Genomic DNA, 2,043 nt, shown 5'->3' on the forward strand with positions numbered 1-2,043 from the left:
GACGGAGATCAGCAGCGGCGGCCAGGCGGCCGCGGCGATCGCGAGCAGCACCGCGGCGGTGCTCTGCCAGCCGGCGAGCGAGAAGCGGGTGCCGACCACCGCGGTGGCGGCGACGGCGGTCAGCGCGGGCGGGGTGGCGGCGTTGGCGGCCCAGCGGTCGCGGTCCCGCAGCAGGGTGAGGGCGAAGGCGAGGGCCAGCAGCAGCCAGCCTGCGGCGGCCAGCGCCAACAGGACCTGCGAGGAGGTCTCGCGGCCGACCAGGTTCAGCCCCACGGAGACGATGCCGGTGGCCATCACCGCGGAACCGGCGGCGGGCGGCACCTTCGTCCACCAGCGCGCGGCCGGCCGGTCGCCGGCCCGGTTCAGGGTGGGGAGGTCCATGCTGCCCATCGCAGCGCAGCGCGGCCGGTGCTGCCAGCGAGCCGCGCCGGGTGGACACTCGCCCGGGTGCAGCCGGGGTGGTCCGCCCGGTGCGGCGGGAGAGGCGCCGCACCGGGCGGGGTCGGGGCGGGGCGGACGGTCGGCGATCGCCGGGCCACCGGCCCCGGAGGGTCAGAGCAGCGGGCCGGTGACCGGCAGCACCACCTGGCAGGGGATCGGCCGCGGGTGCGCCGGGTCCAGGGCGTTCAGCACGTCCGTGAGGGCGATCGGGTCGTAGCCGATCTCCAGGTGGTCGGTGGCGTCCAGCGGGCACTGGTCCTGCACGGTGAGGTTGGTGACGTGCGGCCCGGCCGGCAGGAAGGCGTTGGTGTACGGGGTGACGACCTCGTCGAAGCGGGTCGCGATCACGGTGTAGTCCACACCGGGGACGGTCTGGCCGCCGGCGTCGAGGGCGGCCAGGAACGGCGAGCCGACCTCCTGCTCGACGCAGGCCGTGCAGGAGTCGTCGAGCAGTTCGTTGGCGGGCTCCAGGATGTGCAGCTGGCGGCCGAGTTCGGTGATGCCGTCCAGGGTGGTGCCGCTGTTGTTGGGCGCGATGCCGACCAGCTTGCGCACCTTGGCGGCGCCGCCCAGGTTCTTCAGGTAGTAGCGGGCCATCAGGCCGCCGCCCTGGGAGTGGCCGACGAGGTCGGCCTCGGGGGCGCCGGTCGCGGCGAGGACCCGGTCGACGAAGGCGGCGAGGTCCTGCGCCGAGTCCGCGATCGGGCCGGTGCCCTGGACGGGCGACCCGGCCGCGCCGCCGTAGCCGAAGGCGTAGACGCAGTACCCGGCGTTCGCGAGCAGCGGCGCCGCGCCGCGCCAGTTGTCGTTCATGTTCTCGAGCGTGCCGTGCACCAGCACGACCGGGGCGGGGTGGTCGGCCCCGGGGCGGCAGGACCAGTCGTTCGCCCCGGCGGGCGGCCGGTCCGGCGTGAAGAAGCCCTTCACGAAGCCGGCGCCGAAGTGGTACTCGACCGGGTACGACGCGGCCGCCGCGGCCGGCTGCCCACCGGCCGCCAGCAGGCCGGCCGCAGCCAGCGCCGCCACCGCGAACGACCGTGCACGTCTCGCTCCCATATTGCACACCTTCCGATTCCGCCGGAATTCCCTGACATCCGGACGGGATCAGAAGCTAAGTGCGGCCCGATGGTGCGTCAACACACACGGCAGCCCGCCGACGGAAATCCTGCGGCGGATGCCAGGAATCTCCCCACCCCCTCGCAGAAAGTGTCACCCGGACGAGCGATCCTCCGTCAGCTTCGTTCCACCGCAGGCCATCACGGTGCGCCGAGCCTATTGACCCGCCGGTAACATCGCCCGCATACTCCCCCCTGTGACACGCCCCAGAGAGGCCCTTCCACGCAATTTCTCCACAGAACTCAGAGCCGAGGAGAAGAGTCTCGCGGTCGAGATCATCCGGGAGATCAGGGCCGCCATTCCGGAATTCTCCCGCCCGCTCGCCGGACAATTCGGCGCCGGAATCCAGCACGGCGTGGAGACCGCGCTCGCCGAGTTCGCCGACCGGATCGAGGGAGCCGGCGGCCTCGGCGCGGAACGGCTGCGGGTCTACCGCTCGCTCGGCCGCGGCGAACTCACCGAGGGGCGCAGCCTCGACGCGCTGCA

General features: G+C 73.4%; 1 protein-coding gene and 2 pseudogenes. 1 reads left to right on the top strand and 2 read right to left on the bottom strand.

The genetic code is table 11. The features are described 5' to 3' along the window. A pseudogene (locus tag ABZ641_RS34785) lies at positions 1 to 381 on the bottom strand (hypothetical protein); the annotation flags it as partial. Between the two features lie 171 nt (positions 382 to 552). Beyond that, the gene (locus ABZ641_RS34790) at positions 553 to 1,497 is read right to left on the bottom strand and encodes an alpha/beta fold hydrolase (RefSeq protein WP_359988361.1); all 945 of its coding nucleotides are present in this window, start codon (positions 1,495 to 1,497) and stop codon (positions 553 to 555) included. A gap of 256 nt (positions 1,498 to 1,753) precedes the next feature. Between ABZ641_RS34790 and ABZ641_RS34795 the strand changes: the two are divergent. Further along, positions 1,754 to 2,043 (top strand): annotated as a pseudogene (locus ABZ641_RS34795) (PucR family transcriptional regulator); the annotation flags it as partial.

Source organism: Kitasatospora sp. NPDC007106 (assembly GCF_040634455.1).
GTDB classification, from domain to species: Bacteria; Actinomycetota; Actinomycetes; order Streptomycetales; family Streptomycetaceae; genus Kitasatospora; species Kitasatospora arboriphila.